Genomic DNA, 20,805 nt, shown 5'->3' with positions numbered 1-20,805 from the left:
ACCGCGTAGCACTGCTCCAGCGCGACCGGGTAGCCGACCTCCGGCGAACGCTCGTACTCGGGGAAGACGACCGCGGCGTTCGCCCCGACCGCCAGATCACGCACGAGCCGGTCGTGGGTGTGCGCGTCACCGAACACCCAGCCCGCACCATGCACATACAAGATCACCGGAAGGGTCGCGCCGGCCGTACCCACCGGCCGCACGACACGCACCCTCACACTGCCGGTCGGACCGCCCAGCACCTCCAGCCACTCCTCGTCGACCTCCGGCTTGAAGATCGGCGTGTCCTGGACCGAATCGACCGCCTTACGGCCGTCCTCCGGCGTCATCTGGAAGAGGAACGGCGGCGTTGAGGTCGCCTCCGCGAAAGCCCGCGCAGCGGGCTCGAGGACGATGTTGCGAGGATTGCCGGCCATGGCGTGCTCCCTGAACGATATGGGCTCTGAACACCCACAATCCTCGTCTCCCAACCCAGCCCAAGCACCTCGGATCAAGGCGGAAACCCCCCAGATCAAGACGAGACCCGACGACCTGGACCGAAAAGCGACGTGGAGGGCGGGACGGGAGCCCCGCCATGCGGTGAACCGGGCGGCAGAGCGCCAGCGCGTGCCGTCGGCTTCGGTATCGGCCTCCTGCACGCCTACAGCCTCACCTGCCGCTTCACCGCCCGGCGGATTACGTGGCGACCGCGCCTAACACCGGCGGCGAGTCGCACGTTGTCCGGCCGGGCCTCCCGGAACAGGTCCGCGACGAAAGGCGCGCTCACCAGCGTCTCTCGCGACGAGAGCCGCAGCTGGGCTTCTTGTGGGCGCCGGTCGGGGGCAGGTCGTCGGTGGTGTCAGTGGTCGGCGTCCAGGCGCAGGAGTACGGCGGTGTCGGGGCGCGGGAGACGGACGGTGAGCCTGCCGTCGGCCGCGTCCCAGGAGGCGGTGGCGTCCGCGGTGGACGGATAGAGCACCGCGGGCCGCACGGAACTGCCGTGCAGGTGCGGGACGGTGAGGGTGCGGGTGTCGTCGCCGGCCGGTCCGCGTCGCCACAGGGTGAGCAGTGTGGAGGTCCGGCCGCGCAGCCCCCGGGCGATCCAGGTGTCGTCCCACGCGGGGAGGCCGAGGGGCCAGAACGGGAGGCCGGCGCCGATCTCGGTCCGGATGCCCTTGTGGACGTCGAGACCACGGCGGACGAGCCGGAGCTGGTCCTCGTTCATGCGGTCGAGGAAGCCGGACAGGTGGACGCGGCCCAGCAGCGCGCCGGTGACCGTGAAGGCGATCAGGTCGTCACTGAAGTGGGGTTGGGGGTAGGCCCACACGGCGGCCTGCTCGGGCGTGACCGCGGTGGGGGCCGCCGCGGCGATGGGCGGGTAGCGCAGGGGGTCCTGCTGGTCGCTGGTGGACTGGATCTGGGCCACCGCCAGTTGCGCGTAGTCCATGCGCAGCCCGCCCGACCCGCAGTTCTCCAGGACGAGGTCGGGGTGGCGGTCGAGCAGGGAGCGGAGCCAGTCGAGGTGGGCGCGGTGGTGCCCGAGCAGACCGGCGCCGGCGCTGTGGCCGCCACTGTCCGTGCCCGGGCCGATGTTGACGTTGTAGTCGAGTTTCAGGTAGCCGACGCCCCAGTCGCCGACGAGCCGGTCCACGACCTGGTCGAGGTGGGCGAGGGCGGCCGGGTGGCGCAGGTCCAGGTGGTGGCGTCCGTGTTCGGTGACGCGGATCCCGCCCCGCTGGAAGAACGCCTCGGGCGGCAGGGTGCGGGCCAAGGGGCTGCGTACGCCGATGACTTCAGGCTCCAGCCACAGGCCCGGCGTCATGCCCTGCCGTCTGACGGCGTCAAGGACCTCGGTGATGCCGCCGGGGAAGCGGCCGCGGGAGGCTTCCCATGCGCCGACGGCGTCCCACCACCCCTGGGCGTCGTCGTCGTACCAGCCGGCGTCGATGACGAAGACCTCGGCACCGGCGGCGCCGGCCGCCTCGACGAGCGGGAGGAGCGTGTCGGTGGTGGGGTCGCCCATCAGGGTGTTCATGTAGTCGTTGTAGATCACCGGGAGGGCGTGCAGGTCGGGGTGGTCGCGGCGCAAGTGACGTCGGTAGGCGGTGAGTTCGCCGAACGCGGCCTCCAGGCCACCGGATTCCGCGTGGACGAGCACGGCCGGTACGGTCGCGAACTCCTCGCCCGGCGCCAGTGTCTGCCGCCACTGGTGGTGTGCGTCGTCCGGGCCGAACAGGGCGAGGTAGGCGGCGCCCTCCCGTTCACCGGTCTCGAAGCGCCAGCCGGCGCTGGACTCGATCTGCCAGAGCCAGGCACGGCCGGCCGGGTCGGTGAGCGCGCCCATCGGCAGATGGCGTCCGGTGGACCAACTGCCCTGCGAGTAGCGCTCGAAGGTGCCGCGCCCTTCGTGGCCGTGGACGGACCGGTTCAGCCGGACGCTGCACTCGCGGAACGGTGCCTGCCGCCAGCGGCATTCGGCGAGCCAGTCGTTGTCCGCCCAGTGGAGGGTCAGGCCGTCGAGGGCGTCCGGACCGCCCACCGCGTCGGCGAGGCCGCCCAGCGTCAGGGTCGACACGCTCTCCAACTGGAGCGCGCCGACGCCTTCGTTGACGAGGCGTACCTGCGAGCGGAGGTAGCCGGCGCCGGGTCGTGTCCGCAGGCCGATGTGGGCGGTCAGGCCGGTGACGGGGTCCGTCAGGCGGATCGTGGTGCACTGCCCGTCGTCGTCCTCGACCGTCTCGTGACCGCGGTAGGTCATACGGTCGCCGATGGCGGTGTCGATGAAGCGCTCCCCCGACCAGGTGCGGCCGTGGCCCGTCGCGGTGACCTCGACCAGCGGCACCAGTCGGGCCCACTCCCGACCCCGGGTCCCGAGCCTGACCGCCCCGCCGGCGTCCACGAGCGCGTGCAGCCCGAGCGCCGTGTGGGACCAGAGCAGTCGCTCCCCGGCCGATGCGATGTCAGTGGTCAACGCGCTTCTCCGTCACGACGCCGTCAGTGGTCAACACGCCTCCTCGTCGCGGTGCCGCCAGTGGTCGATATGTCTTCCCGTCACAGCGCCGTCACGGTGCCGTCAGTGGTCAACACGTCTCCCCGTCACGGCGCCGTCAGGGGCAGCGGGGCGAACGTGTGATGCTCCCAGAGACGGCGCGAGGTCTCCTCCGGGTAGGCGGCCACCGTGGGTTCGGCGTCGAGGACGTGCACGAGACGCCGTTCGCCGTCGTACGCGGGCCAGCCGGGGTCACCCGTGGTGGCGAACCCTGCCCAGGCGGAGCGGAAGCGGGCGGACAGCGCCTCGGTCTCCGGTGAGGGTGCGGCCCCGATGAGCAGGGCGCCGAGACCGCCGTAGACGCCGAAGGTCAGGGGCACGTCCAGGCCGTGGCAGGCACCGAGGGCGCCGCCGTCGGCCGGGGCGGGCCAGGTGAGTTCGTACACGTGGGCCCGGCCGCCGCCGGTGAACTGCGCCTGCGCGAGGTGCAGGGAGGGCATGCGGAACAGCCAGTCGGACTGGACGAGTTCGAAGAGGTACTCCGCGGAGGCGTCCGGGAAGCCGGTGCGGTACGCCTGCTCCGCGTCCGGGCCGGGCCCGAACAGGCCGAGGGCCGTCGAGGCCATGGTCTCGTCCACCGTGCCGAGCAGTCCGCCGAGCAGGAGGAACAGGCGGTACTCGTCCCGGTTGTGGCCGGTGACCAGCTCCACGTCCCGCGCGGCGCCGCCCGCCAGGGCCTCCCATGGCGCGGTGGGCAGGACGTCGCCGTCGACGACGGGCGAGAAGGGGGTCGGGGTGTGGGCGACCGGGCCCCAGCGGTGCGCGAACTCGCGCATCCGGGCGGTCAGCGCGGCCCCCGCGCCGGGCAGCTTGCGCGGGTCCACCCCGGACAGGTCGGCGACGGTCGGGCGCAGTCCGAGCCCCTCGCTCATGGCCTGGGCGATGTCCGCGGCCAGCTCTCCCGAGAAGTAGGTGCCCGGCACGCTCTGGGCGATGGCCCGCCGGAACAGTCCGCGGGCCCGTGGCATGGCGAGCAGCGCGGCGATGGACCCGGCGCCGGCCGACTCGCCGAAGACGGTGACCCGGCCGGGGTCGCCGCCGAAGGCCGTGATGTTCTCCCGTACCCATGTCAGGGCCGCGACCTGGTCGAGGAGCCCGCGGTTCGCGGGGGCGCCCTCGATCTGGAGGAAGCCCTCGATGCCGACGCGGTAGTTGAGGGTGACGACGACCAGGTCGCCGTCGCGGGAGAGGCGGGCGCCGTCGTAGGCGGGGTCGTCGGTGGAGCCGAACTTGTAGGCGCCGCCGTAGATCCAGACCATCACCGGCCGCCGGGCGGCCGGGTCCGGCTCCGGTGTCCAGACGTTGACCGTCAGCCAGTCGTCGTCCGGGGCGGCCGCATGTGGAGCGGCCTCGGGCGGAGCGGCCGTGGGGCCGATGGGCTCCTGCGGCGGCGGCGGGCCGAATGTCAGGGCCTCGCGCACCCCGTCCCACTCCGCCACCGGGCGCGGTGCCGCGAAGCGGGCCTCACCCACCGGTGGCTGGGCGTAGGGGATGCCGCGGAAGACCGTGAGGCCGTTCTCCCGGTGTCCGCGGACCGTGCCCGCCGTGGTGGTGACCTGCGGAAACTCGGCACTGCTCATGTTGACTCCTCGGCGAGCGACGGCCTACGTCGGCGCGGCCATCTTGCACCGGAGTCTTTGAAGTATCAACCAGTCCGGACTCGGGATGCGGTGCCGGCCACGGGGTCAGACCAGCGGCCACCCCGGCCACGGAGTCAGGACCGGCCACCACCCCGGCCACGGAGTCAGGACCGGCCACCACCCCGGCCACGGGGGCAGGACCGGCCGCCACCCCGGCCACGGGGGCAGGACCGGCCACCATCCTGCCCTGGGGTCACGACCGGTCGCCACCCCGCCGGCCCCAGGGTCATGACCGGCCGCTCTCGTGCCCCGGGGCGTCGAACGCGTCGCGCTGACCGGTGGTCTCCTTCTGGTCCAGCCGCAGGATTTCGGGGTGATGGAGTTCGAAGGCGGGGGATTCGGAGCGGATGCGGGGCAGGGCGAGGAAGTTGTGGCGGGGCGGGGGGCAGGAGGTGGCCCATTCCAGGGAGCGGCCGTAGCCCCAGGGGTCGTCGACCTCGACGCGTTCGCCGTACCTGGCGGTCTTCCACACGTTGTAGAGGAACGGCAGGGTGGACAGGCCCAGCAGGAAGGCGCCGATGGAGGAGATCGTGTTCAGCGTGGTGAAGCCGTCGGCGGCCAGGTAGTCGGCGTAGCGGCGGGGCATGCCCTCGGCGCCGAGCCAGTGCTGGACCAGGAAGGTGGTGTGGAAACCGACGAACAGGGTCCAGAAGTGGATCTTCTCCAGGCGCATGTCGAGCATGGTGCCGGTCATCTTCGGCCACCAGAAGCTGAAGCCGCCGAACATCGCGAACACGATGGTGCCGAACAGCACGTAGTGGAAGTGGGCGACCACGAAGTAGGTGTCGGTCACGTGCCAGTCCAGCGGCGGCGAGCCCAGGATCACTCCCGTCAGCCCGCCGAAGAGGAACGTCACCAGGAAGCCGGCCGCCCACAGCATCGGCGGCTCGAACGACAGCGACCCTCTCCACATGGTGCCGATCCAGTTGAAGAACTTCACCCCGGTGGGCACCGCGATCAGATAGGTCATGAAGGAGAAGAACGGCAGCAGCACCGCCCCGGTGGCGAACATGTGGTGCGCCCACACCGTCACCGAAAGCCCCGCGATGGAGATCGTCGCCCCCACCAGCCCCATGTAGCCGAAGATCGGCTTACGGGCGAACACCGGGATGATCTCCGTGATCACCCCGAAGAACGGCAGCGCCAGGATGTAGACCTCCGGATGCCCGAAGAACCAGAACAGGTGCTGCCACAGGATCGCCCCGCCGTACTGCGCGTCGAAGACGTGCGCGCCGAACTTGCGGTCCGCCTCCAGCGCCAGCAGCGCCGCCGCCAGGACGGGGAACGCCAACAGCACCAGCACCGACGTCAGCAGCACGTTCCAGGTGAAGATCGGCATCCGGAACATCGTCATCCCCGGAGCCCGCATGCAGATGATCGTGGTGACGAAGTTGACCGACCCCAGGATCGTGCCGAACCCGGCCAGCGCCAACCCCATGATCCACAGATCCCCGCCGGCATACCCGGCCCGGATCGGACCGCTCAGCGGTGTGTACGCGGTCCACCCGAAGTCCGCCGCCCCCTGCGGGGTGAGGAAACTGCCCAGCACGATCAGGCCACCGAACAGGAACAGCCAGTACGAGAACATGTTCAGCCGCGGAAACGCCACATCCGGCGAACCGATCTGCAACGGCATGATCGCGTTGGCGAACCCCGCGAACGTCGGCGTCGCGAACAACAACAGCATGATCGTGCCGTGCATCGTGAACGCCTGGTTGTACTGCTCGCTGGAGAGCAACTGCAGTCCCGGACGGGCCAGCTCCGCCCGGATCGCCATCGCCAGCAGACCACCCACCAGGAAGAACGCGAACGACGTGATCAGGTACAGATGCCCGATCTTCTTGTGATCCGTCGTCGTCACCCAGGAGACGATCACCTGACCCCTGGTCCGCCTCGCCGTCGGGACCGGTGCCACCGGTTCAGTCACTGCCGCCATCGCATGTCCTCACCAGATGAACAAAAGGGACCAACCACACTTTCCGTCCACGATGGCGTATCAGCGGAGTCGAACCCGCTCGCCACGCTGTCAAAGCCCCATGGCGCGCTGTGTTCCCCGGCTGTCCCGACGTACTCCCCCCGCTTCATCCGACGGTCGGCGCCGCACCCGGTACGGCCGTGATGCGCGCGTGCTGCCCGTGACGGCGTGGACGAGCCGGTCACCGAGCCCCCTCCGGTCGGCCTCGGCGCGGAAGTCAGAGATGCAGGTGCCGTTGCATCCAGTCCGCGGCGGCCCGGCGGAACCGCCGGCGGTTGTCCGCGCGCAGGAAGTCGTGCCCCTCGTCGCGCAGGGTGAGGAGTTCGGCCGGCAGGCCCCGCTCGCGGGCGGCCCGCACGAACTGCTCGGACTCCCCCGGCGGCACGTTGGTGTCGTGCTCCCCGTGCACCGCGAGCAGCGGGACCCGCAGCGCGTCGATGCGGCTCATCGGCGAGAGGGCGTGCAGGAGTTCGCGGTCCCGTTCGGGATGACCGTACTTGTGCGCGGCCGACTCCGCGATCCAGGGCTCCGTGGCGGCGAAGAAGGTCAGGAAGTCCGACATGCCGCACACGGCGACGCCGGTACGGAACAGGTCCGGGTGCCGCACGAGGGACGCGAACACCAGGTAGCCGCCGTAGGAGCGGCCCATGACCGCAAGCCGGGTCGGGTCGGCGAGGCCGGCCGTCACCGCGTGGGCCGCGCAGTCCGCGACGTCGTCGAGCGCGGCGAAGCGGCCGGCGCCCAGGTCGGCGTCCACGAACGACCTGCCGTGCCCGGAGGACCCGCGGACGTCGGGCGCGAAGACGTCCAGTCCGCGTCCGAGCAACTCGTGGTAGAGCGGGTTGAACACCGGGCGTTCCTGTTCCTCGGGACCGCCGTGCAGGTGGATCACGCAGGGCGCGGGCTCGTCCGCGGCGCGGCCCGGCGCCCTGTAGTACCACCCGCTCAGGGGCAGTCCGTCCCGGGCGTGGAGGCGTAGGGCGACCGGCCGTACGGGCGGGCGGCCTCCCGGGACGGCGTCCTCGTCCCGGGAGGACCAGGGGGTGCGGAGCAGGGACACGCCTTCGTACTCCCACCACACGCTTGGCCGGCGCTGCGACCCGGACAGCGCGAGCAGCAGGCGCCCCGGACCGGCCGGTACGACGCGTGTCACGACCTCGTGGGGCAGGGGAACCGGTCTCGACGGGCCCGTGACGTCGTCCGGGGCGTGAGGCGTGTCGGGGAAGGTCTCGACGAGGTCGAGTGCGCTCGCGCCCTGGACGTTCCACGCGAGGGCCGCGGTACGGCCGTCCTGCGCGAAGGTCAGGAGTTCGAGGTCGCTGCCCTCGCGTTCGGTCACGACCGACGTCCCGCGCGGCCCGCCGTCGGCGTCGAGCGCGACGGCGAACAGGGCCGCGTACTCGCGGTCGGCGTTGCTGCGCAGCCACAGTGTCCGAGCGTCGGAGGAGAACCGGCCGATCCACGGGTCGCCGTCGGCGACGGGGAACGTGCACGTCGTGACCGAGTCGGCGATGCGCCGGACGAACGCCTCCCGGCGGCCGCGCGGCCCCCGGCGCAGCAGCGCGAGTTCGCCGTCGCGGCTCAGGTCGCACACGCGGAGGGTGGCGGCGTGCGCCTCCGTGGCGAGCAGCGCGGGGGACGTCAGGCCGTCGGGGTCGATCAGATAGGCCGACAGTCCGCCACCCTGCGCGGCCTGCGGGACGGAGTGCGGTGGGGCCTGCGGAACGGCCGCCGGAGCGGTCTGCGGTACGGCGAAGACCTCGGCGGTGACCTCGGACGTGACCCCCGGCCAGGGCGCCGGCCCGGCCCCCGCACCCGCCGTGCCCGTGTCAGGCGCCCCCGGCCATGGTGGCGCCCCGGTTCCCGGGCCCGCCGCGAGGCCGTACGGCGCCACCCCCGGCCGTAGCTCCGCCCCCGCTCCCGCCCCCTCGGGCCACGGCCGGGTCCAGGTCCCCGTCGCTGTCGACGTCTCCCCCACCGTGTTGACCCGAGGCGTCACCCGGGCCCGCGGCGAAGGCTCCGCCGGCCCCGGTCCCGGTGGACGCCGCGGAGCGGGACCCGAACCCGCGGCCGGGTCATACGGCGCTCCCCCCAGAAGCTTCGCGTGGCCGTCGCGGTCGGCCCAGTCTGCCGGGAGGCGGGTGCCGTAGGGGTGGCCGTCGTCCGGGCCGGGGTCCGCCGGGGTGTGTGCCGCGGCGGCCCGGGAGAGGTGGGCGGCCGGCTGGGCGACGGTGACGGCGACGGCCGAGCCGTCGTGGGCCCAGCAGCCCAGGTAGGCGGTGCTGTCGGGGTCGGCGCCGGCCAGGACGCGCCGACCGGTCCCGTCGGGCCGTACGCACAGGACGCGGGAGTGCTCGCCGCCGCCCGGCGCGGTGGTGTAGGCGATCCAGCGGCCGTCCGGCGACCAGGACACCTCGGTGACGGGGTCCGGGGAGGAGTCGAGCAGCCGGACCTCGTCGCCGTCCACGGGCCCGGTCCACAGCTGGGGGACGCCGGAGCGGTCGCAGATGAAGGCGACCCGGGTGCCGTCGGGGTGGGCGGAGGGGTACCAGCAGCCGTGCGCGTGCAGCCGGGTCACGGCGTCACGCGGGCCGGCCGCCGCCGGCAGGTGCTGCGGAACCGGAGCGGCGGAGCAGGCGGGATCACCGGCGTCCACGGGTCGGGTGTTGGGCGGCGGCCCGTCCGGCGCGGTCCCCGGGGCGGGGCCGGGCGCCCCGGGGTGCACGACGACGGACGGCCGGGCGGGCGCCTGCCCGTGCGGGGCTCGGGCGGCCGGCTCGCCGGTCACTTGATCCCGTGCGTCTGCAGCCATATCTCCAGCAGAGCCACCTGCCACAGGGCGTTGGCCCCGCGCCTGGTCCGGTGTTCGTCGGGCGCCGAGAGCAGTTCGGCCACGTAGGACTCCTGGAAGAGGCCCCGCTGCTTGGCCTCGGGGGCCTGGAGTGCCTCGCGCACCCGTTGCAGGACGGGCCCCGCCATGTGCTTGATCGCGGGGACGGGGAAGTAGCCCTTGGGTCGGTCGACGACCTCGCGGGGAAGGATCTTGCGGCCCGCCTCCTTCAGTACGCCCTTGCCGCCGTCGGCCAGTTTCAGTTCCGGCGGGCAGGCCGCGGCCAGTTCCACCAGTTCGTGGTCGAGGAACGGCACCCGGGCCTCCAGGCCCCACGCCATGGTCATGTTGTCCACCCGCTTGACGGGGTCGTCGACGAGCATGACGTGGGTGTCCAGCCGCAGGGCCGCGTCGAGGGCGGTCTGCGCGCCGGGGGCCGCCATGTGCTCGCGGACGAAGCGGCCGGAGACGTCGTCGGCGGGCAGCATGTGGGGCTGGAGGACGCGGGCGAAGTCGGCGTGCGGCCGGTCGAAGTACGTGTCGGCGTACCGCTCCGGCTCGTCCTCACGGGAGACCTCGGCCAGCCGTGGGTACCAGTGGTAGCCGGCGAACACCTCGTCGGCGCCCTGGCCGCTCTGCACGACCTTCACGTCCTTGGAGACCTGCTCGGACAGCAGGTAGAAGGCGACGACGTCGTGGCTGGTCATCGGTTCGCTCATCGCCGCGACGGCGCCGTCCAGGGCGGTGGACACCCGGTCGGAGGGCACCATCAGCCGGCGGTGGTCGGTGTCGAAGCGGCGGGCGACCAGGTCGGAGTAGCGGAACTCGTCGCCCTCCTCGCCGCCCTCCGAGTCGAATCCCACGCTGAACGTCATCAGGTCCTGCGCGCCGTCCTCCGCGAGCAGGGCGACGATCAGGCTGGAGTCCAGGCCGCCGGACAGCAGGACACCGACCTGCACGTCGGAGACCGTGCGCCGGCGTACGGCCGTGCGCAGCGCCTCCAGCACAGCGTCCCGCCAGTCGTCCGCGTCCATGCCGGCGTGCTCGGCCCGGCGGGTGTAGGACGGCTGCCAGTAGCGGTGGTCGCGGTGGGTGCCGTCCGGTTCGACGACCCGCACGGTGGCGGGCGGGAGCTTGCGTACGCCGCTGAGGACGGTGCGCGGTGCGGCCACCGTGGCGTGCCAGCTCAGGTACTGGTGGACGGCGACGGGGTCGAGCGAGGTGTCCACGTCCCCGGCCGCGAGAAGGGCCGGCAGCGAGGAGGCGAACCGCAGCCGCTCGTGCGTTTGCGCCAGATACAGCGGCTTGATGCCGAGCCGGTCGCGCGCCAGCACCACCCGGCCGGTCCGGTGCTCGACGAGGGCGAAGGCGAACATGCCGTGGAAGTGCTCGACGCAGGCGGTTCCCCACTGCTGATAGGCCTTCAGGACGACTTCGGTGTCGGACGTCGAGGTGAAGCGGTGACCGAGACCCGAGAGCTCCTCGCGCAGCTGCCGGTAGTTGTAGACGCAGCCGTTGAAGACGCCGGTGATCTCGCCCGAGGCGTCGGTCATCGGCTGCCCTCCGAGGTCCGACAGGTCGATGATCTTCAGTCGCCGGTGTCCCAGCGCCACGGCGCCGCGCGTCCAGATTCCCCGGCCGTCGGGCCCGCGGTCGGCGAGCCGGTCACCCATGCGCTCGACGGCCCCGACGTCGGGGCGACGGCCGTCGAAACGGATCTCACCGCTCAGACCGCACATGAGGGGCCGCCTCCCTTCCGTACACCGTCGTCGGCGCGCCGGCATGGGGGTGCCTGGTCGCGCCTGCCGGCCACGGACTGGATGCTGCTGGACATGACGGGATCTCTCCTGAACTCGTGGGCGGTGAGGGGTCGTCGGGGGTGCCGGGCCGTCGTCGGCCGGCGCCGCCGGTCCGCGGCGCGTGCGCGGGGTGCTGGTTCCATGGGGTTCACCGGCCGGTCAGAAGCCGATCGCCTCCGGGGAGCCGGAGCCCAGGGAGGGCCGGCGCGCCGCCCGGGCGTGCGCGGACGACACGTCGTCGCGAGCGGCGGTCCTCCGGCCGGGGTGTCGGCGTTCGCCGCGGGTCTCGGCGATCAGCATGTCGACGCAGGCCAGCAGGTCCTCGTCGTGTGCGGTACGGAGCATGCGGCGGGCGGCGCTGCCGTCGGCGAGGGCGGCCTCGGTGAGCGCGTGGACGGTCTGCCAGTCGCCGTTGGCCTCCAGCGCGGGGCGCAGCCGGGCCAGCATCCCGGCGACCACCTGCGGTGCGGCGGCCTCCCTGCGGGTCTCGGGGTGCACGAGGGTGCCTTCGAGGCCGGAGCGGGCGGCCCGCCAGGAGGCTCCGCGCAACCACTCGTGGTGCCCGTCGCATCCGGTCGCGCCGGGCTTCCGCAGCCGATCGAGGGCGTCGCTGACCAGGGCGCGGAAGAGTCCGGCGATCAGGACGACGGTCTCCGCCCGCGGGCAGGCGTCGCAGATGCGCAGTTCCAGGGTCCGCAGGTGCGCGGAGGGGCGGACGTCGTAGTAGATCATCCCGGCGTCGCTGATGATCCCGGCCCGGATGAGGTCCCGTACGGCCTTGTCGTACTCGTCGGCGTTCGCGAAGCAGCCGACCGGGCCGGCGGTGGGCCAGCGCTGCCACAGCAGGGTGCGCCAGCTCGCGTAGCCGGTGTCGGCGCCCTGCCAGAACGGCGAGCTGGCGGACAGGGCCAGCAGCACGGGCAGCCACGGGGAGACCGCGCACATGACACGGACCGCCGTGTCGCGGTCGGGTATGTCGACGTGGATCTGGGCCCCGCAGATGAGCTGCTCGTCGGCGACCTTGCGGTAGTCCTCGACCATGCGCCGGTAGCGGGCGTCCGCGGTGGGGCGGGCGGCGGCCGCGGGCGCCAGGGGCGCGGTGCCCGCGGCCACGACCGCGAGCCCGAGCGAGGAGGCCGCCGTGTCCAGCCGCCGCCGTGTCCTGGCCAGGTCGGTGTACAGGTCGTGAAGGCGGGTGTGGACCGCGCTGTTGGTCTCCACGGTGGACTGGTGCAGTTCGGACGTGAAGGTCTGCGAGGAGAGTCTTCGGAGGATCTGACCTGCGCGCGGCACGAGCATTCCGCTCTCCACCTCCAGGACGTGGAACTCTTCCTCCACTCCGATACGCATGCTCACGGTCGCTCCTCGAGGTGTGGCCCGAACGCCTGCCCCCGTCCCAGGGTCTCGCACCGGGGCCGACGCGGCAGCTTGTGACGGGACGAGTGCCCAGGGCGTCGATCTTCACGCCTCGTTCTGCTCTTTTGAATCAGGCGTATCTCCGATGAGCACACGGGGTGCGGCGACCCGGTTGCGGCACCTCGTGCCGGACCCGTCGACTACCCCGTATCGAAGAAGCCTCACCGGCCCGGACCCGGTGCGGGTCCCCTCGGCGCCGCCCGGCCACCCGCATCCGCGCGCCCGTTCCGGCTTCGCCGAACCGCGACCGCGACCGCGACCGCTGCCGCCGGACATCCCGCCACCGGCCGGTCCGGGGCCGAGCACCGGCGGGACGTGACAGTGGACCGGTCGGCAGAGCCGACGCGGCTCCCCCGACTCCCCCGACTCCCCCGGCATCACCGGAAACTCGGCAGACTCTCGTTCGCGCGTGGTGCCCCGGCCGCTACGCCGATGACGCGACACCCGTACCGTGACAGCCGGCCGCCTCCCTACAGCGGCTGGTGGCCGGTGATGGCGCCGCCGGGGTCGTCCACCAGAGCGAGGCGGACGGTGGTGCGTTTGCCGACCGGCTCCCGCTGCACCGAGAAGCTGTGGGCGACGGCCATGACGATCTCCAGACCGTGCTGGCCCACCCGTCCCGCGTCCGCGGCCCGGGCCACCGGCAGCACCGGGTCGCTGTCCCACACGGCCACTTCGACGAGACCGCCCACGATCCGCAGATCCAGCAGCACCGGACCCGGGGCGTACTTGCACGCATTGGTGACCAGTTCGCTCACCACCAGCTGGGTCAGGTCCATGGCCCGCTGCGAGACCGGCAGGCCGTACCCGGACTGGACACGGATCAGGAAGTCCGCGGCTTGATGGCGGGCGTGAGCGATGTCCGCGCCCGCGCCCTCCAGGGCCATCGTGGTCTGTATGGCCTGCTCATCCGGCGCCGCGTCGTCCTCACTCACCGGCACACCCGTCACGGTCTCTCGTCACTACCCCGTACACACCCCCTGCGTACCCGCGCGTCCGCGGTCCACGCCGCACGCCTTCGGAACCGGCGGTTCCCGGCCCGGCGGCAGCACCCGCTGTGTGCAGGGCAGCCCTCGGGGTGAAGGACCGGTGTGCAAGTATCACCGACATGGCTGAGGACGAAATCGCTGACACCGAACGGGCCAGACAGTCGGCCCGGCTGTCGGTCGTCACCACCGCCACCGACGGCATCCGCGTTCTGACCTTGGCGGGAGAGATCGACCACGACACCGGCAACGACCTCCGCCAGGCCCTGGACGTCTTCGGTGATCCCCGCCCCCGGATCGTGGCCGACCTGAGCCGGGTCACCTTCATGGACTCCACCGGCATCAACATCTTCATCGCCGCCCACCACGCCCTCACCCAGGCCGGCGGCTGGCTCCGGCTGTCCGCACCCACCCATTCGGTCCTGCGCACCCTGCAGATCGTCGGCGTCGACACGTTCATCGACTGCCGCGACTCCCTCCAGCACGCCCTCCGCGACTGACCGGCTCTCCGGCCTCGGCTCGACCAGGGTCGGCGCGACAGGGGCCCACCGGCTTGGCTAGGGTCGAACCGTGGGCATCCGGCCTGGGCTTGGGCCGGTGTCGCAGGTGAGGAACATGGGCGAGTGTCCGAGGACGGACGCACCGAAGACCGCCGCGCCGCTGCGCAAGGGGGTCACGCATGAAGGACTTCGCACAGTTCAGGGCGGCGGTCGCCTGGCGAGGAAACACCACCACGGTGACCGCCTTCGGTGAGCTCGACTGGGACAGCGGGCCGGAACTGTGGCAGGTACTCGGTCCATGCCTGGACGGCAGCACCCGGCGGCTGGTGGTCGACCTCTCCGGTGTGACCTTCTGCGACTGCTCAGGACTCTCCGTTCTGCTCCGGACCCGCGAGCAGGCGCTCACCACGAGAGTCGACCTGGTACTGGTCGGTGCAACGGCATCGGAGGTCGTCAGACTGCTGCGGCTCACCGGGGCCGACGCCCTGTTCGGCCTCGCCAACCCCGGTAGTACCGACGTGGCGGGGTGAGGGTGCTTCAGGTCGTGGCCGTTTCGTACCGCGGGCGGCCGATGGCGCGGCGGGCCTGGATCGTCAGCCGCCTGTGCAACGCGTCTCCGACGGGGTTTCCCGGACCCGCGCCTGCTCTCCAGGAGCCGGCGAAGATGTCGTACGTCCGCCGACCGAACCGGAACGCGTCGGCTCGCCGGAGAGCCGGCCCGGTGCACGTGGAGGCCTCGTCGTCGAGCAGTGGCGGGGCCCGCCCGAAGCGCTCGACCCGGCCGCCGCCATCGTCGTCCGGTGCGCCGGCTTCGCACCGGAGCCCCGCTCTGCAAGCCGGGTGCGGCGTCGCCGTTGTCGTCCTCGCCGGCACACCCGGAGGGGTCCGGGCGCCAGGTGGGTGAGCGTTCAGATGGGCTGGGGGCGGCCGAAGAGGAGGTCGTAGCCGGCGGGCAGTTGGAGCAGGATCTGCCGCATGAGGTCATCGCCGGCCGCGTCGGCGGCGGTGCTGAGGACGGCGCTGACGTCCCAGGTCGCGGTCGCTTCGGTGGCCCCCTCGATCCAGGCCGCCGTGGCCCGCACGAACCGCTCGGGCGAAAGCGGCTCGGCGCTCTGCAGCGGGTTGAGGAGGATCAGGGCGAACACCTCCGGCAGGCGGGCGGCCAGCTCGGCACGCACGCCGCCGACCAGATGAGCGCCGAGCAGGGCGAGAACGACGCGTGCCGCGCGTTCCGCTTCGTGAACGGTCTCGTACTCGCCGCGCTCCTTGACCTGGCCGAGAAACGCCTCGCGTCGCAGGGGCACGTCAGCCACCGCCTTCCTCGGCCGGATGGTGCGCAGGACGGGCGGAGGGGGTGTCAGGTGCCCGTCCTGCGCCGCCGGCCGGCTGGATCGCCGGACTCAGTCGGAGATCTCCTTGCGCGAGGACTCCCCGCCGATGGAGATCTTGCGGGGCTTGGCGCGCTCGGCGATCGGGATGCGCAAGGTCAGCACACCGGCGTCGTAGTCGGCCTTGATGCGCTCGGTGTCCAGGGTGTCGGCCAGCACGAGCTGGCGCGAGAAGACGCCCAGCGGCCGTTCCGACAGTTCCATCTGCACGTGGTCGGCCTTCGCCACCGGCCGGCGCTCGGCCTTGACGGTCAGCATGTTCCGCTCGACGTCGATGTCGATCGCCTCCGGGCTGACGCCGGGGAGGTCGAAGGCCACCACGTACTCGTCACCCTCGCGGTAGGCGTCCATCGCCATCGCGGAGGGCCGCGTCCAGGTGCCGGTGGTGGTCAGCTGCTGCGCGAGCCGGTCGAGTTCACGGAAAGGGTCAGTGCGCATCAACATCGCGAAACACCTCCAGAAGGTTCGGGCTGGACCCGCCAATGCGCTTCACAGCCACCGTTGTAACATGTCATCCAATGGATGACAAACCATCTGTCGTCGAAAGGATGACAGACCAGAAGGAGCTCCCGTGACGACAGCCGACCAGCCGCCCCGCTCCCCCGCCGACGCTCGGAGCCCCGCCTCGTTCCTGGCCGCCGCGGCGGCCCTGGAGACCATCGGCCACGCCGTGCACGAGGCCAACCACCAGACGGCCGACCCGGCGGACGCGGGCACCGAACCACAGCAGGCCCTGGCGTCTCTGCTGCTGCTACGGCAGATTCGCGAGCAACTCGCCGGATGGGAGACCGGCCTGATCGAAACCGCCCGCCTCGCCGGCGCCAGTTGGGCCGAACTCGCACACCCCCTCGGCGTCGCCAGCCGCCAGGCCGCCGAACGCCGTTACCTCCGCAACCGCCCCGGCCCCGCCGGAACCACCGCGGAACAGCGCGTCCAGGCCACGCGCGAACGCCGCGCCGCCGACCGCACCCACACCGCCTGGGCCCGCGACAACGCCGCGGCCCTGCGCCGCCTCGCCGGACAGATCGCCTCCCTCACCGGCCTCCCCCCGGCCGCCCGCACCCCCCTCGGCGAGCTCGACGCGGCCCTCGCCCACAACGACCCCGCAGCCCTCGTCCCCCCGCTGGCCGCGACCCGCCCCTACCTGACCGCCGGCCATCCCCACCTCGCCACCCAGCTCGACACCCTCATCGAGCAAGGCAACCAGCTCCCCGACCGGCCCGGCCACGCATGAACCTGGCCGCGGCGCCGCAACCGGGTCCCACCACGCATGCCCCTGGCCGCGGCGCCGCGACAGGATCCCGCCGCGCATGAACCTGGCCATGCCGGCCCGCAACCGCGCGACGATCCGGTCAGTCACGACGCTGCCGCTCCTCCCGTGAAGCCGAGCAGCGAGACCGTCAGCGCGGGAAGACGGTCGATGCCACGGAGCCGGTGCGCGGCGATCCGCCGACCGCACCGGCGCGCGGCGTCGGCTGCCGGAACGCTTCGGCGATCGTGGCTGAATCCCGTCGGGACCAGGACAAACATGAGCCGGCCGCGATCAGCGCATCGAGTTAATGCCGGCACATTTTCTTGTTTCGGGGAGCAAAGGCGCCATTAGTGTTCCTCCTGGATTTGGACGGATTCCGCCCTGTACCCGCCTGTCTCTTCGCGTTGCCCGGTGTCGTCCTCCTCCGCGCGTCACCGTCCCCGAACGTGGAGGGCTTGCCCGATGACTGTCGATTCCAGCTCGGAAGCACGGCTGGACCTGCCTCCGCGATCCAGCTTGGGGAACGGACCGCCACCACCGAGACCTCGGGCCTCGTCAGCACCTACCACAGCGCTGCCATCCTCGTGCCGGACGCGGTCGGCGTGCTGGAGAACGTGCAGATCGCCTGCCGGCCCAGGTAACTCCCGGCCCGCACGGCAGGGTGCGACGCCCCGGACTCCGCGGGTCCGTCGCGCATGCCCGGAAGCCCTCGGACAGCCGCACACCCCGCCAAGGAGCATGCATGCCCGCGCCTGAGCCGCCTCCCCCGCAATCGAGCCTGCAACCGAGCCTGCAACCGAGCCTGCCGGGGGGCGTACCCCGCGTCGCCGGTCACGTACTCGGCGATGCCTTGACCTCCGCCCGCGAGGCCGAGGCCGTCATCGGCCGCCCTCGCTGCGCGCCTTCCCCGCCTCCCGCGGAGTCCGAGCCGCCCACGTCACCCCTCGGCGCACCATCAGCCCCGACGCCTGCGCCGGTCACCGCGCTGCAACGGATCCTGAGAGGTCCCACCGGTCTGGGCACCGCGGGTCTGCGCATCTCCCTGCCCGAGGAGCTCCCGGCGCCCTCGGCAGCCACGGCGGAAACCAAGGCGATCCCCGGCCTCTACCACCACCCGATCGCCGAGCCGGACCCGGCGCGGGTCGAGGAGGTCAGCCGAAGGATCAAGTCCTGGGCTCTCGACGAGGTCACCCTGTATCCCGAGGACTGGGAGGAGGAGTTCGACGGCTTCTCCGTCGGCCGCTACATGGTCGGGTGCCATCCGGACGCGCCCAGCATCGACCACCTGATGCTCGCCACACGACTCATGGTGGCCGAGAACGCGGTGGACGACTACTACTGCGAGGACCACGGCGGATCGCCCGTCGGCCTCGGCGAGCGGCTTCTGCTCGCGCACACCGCGCTCGACGCCCTGCACACCGCGGCGGAGTACCAGCCGCAGTGGGCGGCGTCGCTCCACGCGGACGCGCCCCGGCGCGCCTACCGCTCCGCCATGGAGTACTTCGTCCGGGCGGCGAGCCCGTCCCAAGCGGACCGGCTGCGGCACGACATGTCCCGGCTGCACCTGGGTTACCTCGCCGAAGCGGCCTGGGCCCAACTGGACCACGTCCCCCAGGTGTGGGAGTACCTGGCGATGCGCCAGTTCAACAACTTCCGCCCGTGCCCCACCATCACGGACACCGTCGGCGGCTACGAGCTTCCGGCGGACCTGCACGCCCGACCGGCCATGCAGAGGGTCATCGCCCTGGCGGGCAACGCGACGACCATCGTGAACGACCTGTACTCGTACACCAAGGAACTCGACGCGCCGGGCCGGCACCTGAACCTGCCCGTGGTGATCTCCGAACGTGAGGGACTCTCCGACCGCGACGCCTATCTGAAGTCGGTCGAGATCCACAACGAACTCATGCACGACTTCGAGACCGCGGCCGCGCACCTGGCCGCCGAGTGGCCCGTCCCCGTTGTGCAGCGCTTCCTTCGCGGGGTGGCCGCCTGGGTCGACGGCAACCACCTTTGGCACCAGTCCAACACCTATCGCTACAGCCTGCCCGACTTCTGGTAAGAGAATGGACTCATCCGTGACCAACGCCGAACTCACCGCCACCGCCGAATCCACCCCCACCTCCGCCGCTCTGCGCATCCCCGGCCCGGCGACGCCGTACCAGGGAGACATCGCCCGCTACTGGGACGGCGAGGCGAGGCCCGTGAACCTGCGCCTCGGCGATGTCGACGGCCTGTACCACCACCACTACGGCATCGGCGAAGTCGACTCCGCCGCACTGGGCGGCCCAGGTGACGCCGAGTGCGAGAAGAAACTGATCGCCGAACTCCACCGACTGGAGTCGGCGCAGACCGAGTTCCTCCTGGACCATCTCGGCGACGTCGAGCCGCAGGGCACCCTGCTGGACGCCGGCTGCGGCCGCGGCGGCTCGATGGTGATGGCCCACCAGCGCTTCGGGTGCGAGGTCGAAGGTGTCACGCTGTCGGCCAAGCAGGCCGAATTCGCCAACAGCCGGGCCCTCGAACTCGGCATGCAGGACCATGTCCGCGCCCGCGTCTGCAACATGCTCGCCACGCCGTTCGAGACCGGTTCGGCGGCGGCGTCGTGGAACAACGAGTCGAGCATGTACGTCGATCTGCACGACCTGTTCGCCGAACACTCCCGCGTCCTGAAGGTCGGCGGCCGCTATGTGACCATCACCGGCTGCTGGAATCCGCGCTACGGCCAGCCGTCGAAGTGGGTCTCGCAGATCAACGCGCACTTCGAGTGCAACATCCACTCGCGCCGGGAGTATCTCCGCGCCATGGCCGACAACCGCCTCGTGCCACAGGCCGTCGTCGACCTGACTCCCGACACCCTGCCCTACTGGGAACTGCGGGCCACGTCATCCCTGGTGACGGGAATCGAGGACGCGTTCATCAACTCCTACCGGGACGGATCGTTCCAGTACCTCCTCATCGCGGCCGACCGCGTCTGACCCGGCGCTGACGGGAAGGGCCTGCCGGCAACACCCGCGGGCGGCGGATCATCGGGCTTCAGGCCCTGTCCCGCGCGCCGGGCTACAGGCCCGGTCCCGTGCGCCGGTCGGACGGTCCGCTGTGGCCAGCCACGACGTGGCACGGAGTCTCGACGCCGTCGTCCTCGCGCTGTTCGAATCAGGCGGCCCTGCCCTGTCGGGCCCCGCCCGTATCCGCGACTCGACCTCCGGCAGGCTTCCGTCGCAGCCGGGCGCGACCGGTCCCACCACGAGCGGGGTGAGGGGCTTCGTCGTCACGGCCGTCACGCGGCCGGGCACGCGGCGCCCTCACGGGCCGTTCCGCGGAGAGCCGGACGCCGGCTGCGTCGTGGCAGTCGGCGAACGGCTCAGGACTGGGATCGGGACACCGCCAGGAATGTGGCCACCAGTTCCCGCGCCCAGTCGCCGGAGGCGGGCTGGGCGCTGAAGATGGCGCGGTAGTACAGCGGGCCGAGCAGGAAGTCGACGGCCTTTCCCACCTCGGGCGCGTGGCCGCCTCGGGAGCGTTCACGTTCGATGATGGCGCTGAGTTGTTCGTGGCGGTCGCCGGTGCAGGCGCAGCCGCCTTCCGGTCCGGAGCCGATGGTGGCCCGCATCAGGGCGAGCGTGTCGGGGTCGGCGAGGTCGGTGGCGACGTCGGCCAGCCAGCGTTCGAGGTCGCCGTCCAGGGAACCGGAGTCGGGTACGACGACATCGCCGCTGAAGCGGCTGGTGGCGACGTCGTTCAGCAGCTGGGCGGCCGACCCCCAGCGCCGGTAGACGGTGGTGGCGTGCACGCCCGCGCGGGCGGCGACGGCGGGGATCGTCAGGGCCTCCGCGGGTTCCTCCGCGAGGAGTTCCGCGACGGCGCGGTGCACGGCCGCGCGCACTTTCGCGGAGCGACCGCCGGGACGTACCTGGACTGAAGCGTCAACCATGACGGAATTATCGCACTGATCGCTGCGTTAGTGGTAGCGTCTTAACGCATCGATCAC

16 protein-coding genes and 1 pseudogene are annotated in these 20,805 nt (G+C 71.9%); 6 read left to right on the top strand and 11 right to left on the bottom strand.

Annotated elements, in window-relative coordinates:
* From AC07AZ_RS22275 to AC07AZ_RS22240, 8 genes are all read right to left on the bottom strand, one after another.
* On the bottom strand, positions 1 to 416 hold a 416-nt coding region (locus tag AC07AZ_RS22275), incomplete at its 3' end, for an alpha/beta hydrolase (RefSeq protein ID WP_478850315.1).
* Between the two features lie 422 nt (positions 417 to 838).
* Positions 839 to 2,950: an alpha-galactosidase gene (locus AC07AZ_RS22270; RefSeq protein ID WP_478850313.1), complete on the bottom strand. Its 2,112-nt coding sequence runs from the start codon at positions 2,948 to 2,950 to the stop codon at positions 839 to 841.
* Between the two features lie 125 nt (positions 2,951 to 3,075).
* On the bottom strand, positions 3,076 to 4,608 hold the full coding sequence (locus AC07AZ_RS22265; RefSeq protein WP_478850311.1) for a carboxylesterase/lipase family protein: 1,533 nt from the start codon (positions 4,606 to 4,608) through the stop codon (positions 3,076 to 3,078).
* Positions 4,609 to 4,894: 286 nt separating this feature from the next.
* Positions 4,895 to 6,604 carry an aa3-type cytochrome oxidase subunit I gene (ctaD, locus tag AC07AZ_RS22260; RefSeq protein WP_478850309.1) on the bottom strand — a complete coding sequence of 570 codons (1,710 nt, stop codon included), beginning with the start codon at positions 6,602 to 6,604 and terminating at the stop codon, positions 4,895 to 4,897.
* Positions 6,605 to 6,860: 256 nt separating this feature from the next.
* Complete coding sequence (locus tag AC07AZ_RS22255) at positions 6,861 to 9,455, bottom strand: alpha/beta fold hydrolase (RefSeq protein WP_478850307.1); 2,595 nt, start codon at positions 9,453 to 9,455, stop codon at positions 6,861 to 6,863.
* The gene (locus tag AC07AZ_RS22250; protein WP_478850305.1) at positions 9,428 to 11,212 is read right to left on the bottom strand and encodes an N-acetylglutaminylglutamine amidotransferase; all 1,785 of its coding nucleotides are present in this window, start codon (positions 11,210 to 11,212) and stop codon (positions 9,428 to 9,430) included. The genes AC07AZ_RS22255 and AC07AZ_RS22250 overlap by 28 nt, the downstream gene beginning before the upstream one ends.
* Before the next feature lie 219 nt (positions 11,213 to 11,431).
* Positions 11,432 to 12,622, bottom strand: a complete 1,191-nt coding sequence (locus AC07AZ_RS22245) for a carboxylate-amine ligase (RefSeq protein WP_478850343.1) — start codon at positions 12,620 to 12,622, stop codon at positions 11,432 to 11,434.
* Positions 12,623 to 13,158: 536 nt separating this feature from the next.
* Positions 13,159 to 13,575, bottom strand: a complete 417-nt coding sequence (locus AC07AZ_RS22240; protein WP_478850341.1) for an ATP-binding protein — start codon at positions 13,573 to 13,575, stop codon at positions 13,159 to 13,161.
* Positions 13,576 to 13,796: 221 nt separating this feature from the next.
* Here AC07AZ_RS22240 and AC07AZ_RS22235 point away from each other — a divergent pair, with 221 nt between their 5' ends.
* Both AC07AZ_RS22235 and AC07AZ_RS22230 read left to right on the top strand, forming a co-directional pair.
* Positions 13,797 to 14,174, top strand: coding sequence for an STAS domain-containing protein (locus AC07AZ_RS22235; protein WP_478850303.1), 378 nt, complete (start codon positions 13,797 to 13,799; stop codon positions 14,172 to 14,174).
* Positions 14,175 to 14,353: 179 nt separating this feature from the next.
* Positions 14,354 to 14,704 carry an STAS domain-containing protein gene (locus AC07AZ_RS22230; protein WP_478850301.1) on the top strand — a complete coding sequence of 117 codons (351 nt, stop codon included), beginning with the start codon at positions 14,354 to 14,356 and terminating at the stop codon, positions 14,702 to 14,704.
* Between the two features lie 378 nt (positions 14,705 to 15,082).
* Here the strand turns inward: AC07AZ_RS22230 and AC07AZ_RS22225 are convergent, their stop codons facing one another.
* Both AC07AZ_RS22225 and AC07AZ_RS22220 read right to left on the bottom strand, forming a co-directional pair.
* Positions 15,083 to 15,478, bottom strand: a complete 396-nt coding sequence (locus AC07AZ_RS22225; RefSeq protein ID WP_478850339.1) for a DUF2267 domain-containing protein — start codon at positions 15,476 to 15,478, stop codon at positions 15,083 to 15,085.
* A 96-nt stretch (positions 15,479 to 15,574) separates the two neighbouring features.
* On the bottom strand, positions 15,575 to 16,006 hold the full coding sequence (locus AC07AZ_RS22220) for an Hsp20/alpha crystallin family protein (RefSeq protein WP_478850299.1): 432 nt from the start codon (positions 16,004 to 16,006) through the stop codon (positions 15,575 to 15,577).
* A gap of 127 nt (positions 16,007 to 16,133) precedes the next feature.
* Here AC07AZ_RS22220 and AC07AZ_RS22215 point away from each other — a divergent pair, with 127 nt between their 5' ends.
* From AC07AZ_RS22215 to AC07AZ_RS22200, 4 genes and pseudogenes are all read left to right on the top strand, one after another.
* Positions 16,134 to 16,796 carry a type III effector protein gene (locus AC07AZ_RS22215; RefSeq protein WP_478850297.1) on the top strand — a complete coding sequence of 221 codons (663 nt, stop codon included), beginning with the start codon at positions 16,134 to 16,136 and terminating at the stop codon, positions 16,794 to 16,796.
* A 563-nt stretch (positions 16,797 to 17,359) separates the two neighbouring features.
* Positions 17,360 to 17,455, top strand: a pseudogene (locus AC07AZ_RS22210) (hypothetical protein); the annotation flags it as partial.
* Positions 17,456 to 17,556: 101 nt separating this feature from the next.
* Complete coding sequence (locus AC07AZ_RS22205; RefSeq protein ID WP_478850295.1) at positions 17,557 to 18,876, top strand: family 2 encapsulin nanocompartment cargo protein terpene cyclase; 1,320 nt, start codon at positions 17,557 to 17,559, stop codon at positions 18,874 to 18,876.
* 16 nt (positions 18,877 to 18,892) lie between these two features.
* The gene (locus AC07AZ_RS22200) at positions 18,893 to 19,792 is read left to right on the top strand and encodes a geranyl diphosphate 2-C-methyltransferase (protein WP_478850337.1); all 900 of its coding nucleotides are present in this window, start codon (positions 18,893 to 18,895) and stop codon (positions 19,790 to 19,792) included.
* A gap of 386 nt (positions 19,793 to 20,178) precedes the next feature.
* Here the strand turns inward: AC07AZ_RS22200 and AC07AZ_RS22195 are convergent, their stop codons facing one another.
* Positions 20,179 to 20,748 (bottom strand): TetR/AcrR family transcriptional regulator, encoded by a 570-nt coding sequence (locus AC07AZ_RS22195; RefSeq protein ID WP_478850293.1) that lies wholly within the window; start codon positions 20,746 to 20,748, stop codon positions 20,179 to 20,181.
* Positions 20,749 to 20,805: the final 57 nt, after the last annotated feature.

The organism is Streptomyces sp. NPDC043878 (assembly GCF_056435735.1).
The sequence above is the reverse complement of the archived record's forward strand: the minus strand, read 5'-3'. Positions and strand labels throughout refer to the sequence as shown.

Bases quoted from the DNA above. Each gene is read 5' to 3' on its own strand.
- AC07AZ_RS22240 (WP_478850341.1), bottom strand. From the start codon at position 13,575: ATGGCCCTGGAGGGCGCGGGCGCGGACATCGCTCACGCCCGCCATCAA.
- AC07AZ_RS22205 (WP_478850295.1), top strand. From the start codon at position 17,557: ATGCCCGCGCCTGAGCCGCCTCCCCCGCAATCGAGCCTGCAACCGAGC.
- AC07AZ_RS22220 (WP_478850299.1), bottom strand. From the start codon at position 16,006: ATGTTGATGCGCACTGACCCTTTCCGTGAACTCGACCGGCTCGCGCAG.
- AC07AZ_RS22255 (WP_478850307.1), bottom strand. From the start codon at position 9,455: ATGGCTGCAGACGCACGGGATCAAGTGACCGGCGAGCCGGCCGCCCGA.
- AC07AZ_RS22250 (WP_478850305.1), bottom strand. From the start codon at position 11,212: ATGTGCGGTCTGAGCGGTGAGATCCGTTTCGACGGCCGTCGCCCCGAC.
- AC07AZ_RS22235 (WP_478850303.1), top strand. From the start codon at position 13,797: ATGGCTGAGGACGAAATCGCTGACACCGAACGGGCCAGACAGTCGGCC.
- AC07AZ_RS22245 (WP_478850343.1), bottom strand. From the start codon at position 12,622: ATGCGTATCGGAGTGGAGGAAGAGTTCCACGTCCTGGAGGTGGAGAGC.
- AC07AZ_RS22195 (WP_478850293.1), bottom strand. From the start codon at position 20,748: ATGGTTGACGCTTCAGTCCAGGTACGTCCCGGCGGTCGCTCCGCGAAA.
- AC07AZ_RS22230 (WP_478850301.1), top strand. From the start codon at position 14,354: ATGAAGGACTTCGCACAGTTCAGGGCGGCGGTCGCCTGGCGAGGAAAC.
- ctaD (WP_478850309.1), bottom strand. From the start codon at position 6,604: ATGGCGGCAGTGACTGAACCGGTGGCACCGGTCCCGACGGCGAGGCGG.
- AC07AZ_RS22265 (WP_478850311.1), bottom strand. From the start codon at position 4,608: ATGAGCAGTGCCGAGTTTCCGCAGGTCACCACCACGGCGGGCACGGTC.